Source organism: Brachybacterium sp. AOP3-A1-3 (assembly GCF_052378285.1).
Classification (GTDB): domain Bacteria; phylum Actinomycetota; class Actinomycetes; order Actinomycetales; family Dermabacteraceae; genus Brachybacterium.
In genome coordinates, this window is record NZ_JBQSXM010000070.1 from 1 (window position 1) to 467 (window position 467).

A 467-nucleotide genomic window follows, 5' to 3' on the forward strand; every position below is an offset into this window, starting at 1 on the left:
TGGCCCATCGATCCGATGAGGTGATGACGGTTCAGGGCGTGCACGAATTTCCGTGACCTGAACTGAGATCCACGGTCCGAATGCACGATGCAACCTGCGGCGTCTCGACGCCTGGATATCGCGTTGTCCAGGGCGTTCACCGCAAGACGAGCCTTCATCCGGTCGCTGATCGAGTAGCCCACGATCCGGCCGGAGAACACATCTTTGATGGCGCAGAGGTAGAGCTTGCCCTCGTCGGTCCAGTGCTCGGTGATGTCGGTCAGCCACAATTCGTTGACGTCATCGGCGGAGAAGTCCCGCTTCACGAGATCGTCGTGAACCGGCGGGCCGGGGCGCTTCCCGTTCTTGCCGCGCTTCTTACCGAACACCGACCACCACTGGTTGTCCCGGCAGATCCTCCACGCCGTGCGCTCACACATCTCCTCACCGGCCTCGGCGGCTTCGTCGACCAGGAGCCGGTAGCCGTA

At 62.3% G+C, this 467-nt stretch carries 1 protein-coding gene; it reads right to left on the reverse strand.

All coding sequences use genetic code 11. The features are described 5' to 3' along the window. Positions 1-467 (reverse strand): DDE-type integrase/transposase/recombinase (locus ACT3T5_RS19625; protein WP_444595337.1); only part of this gene is annotated, 467 nt, incomplete at both ends.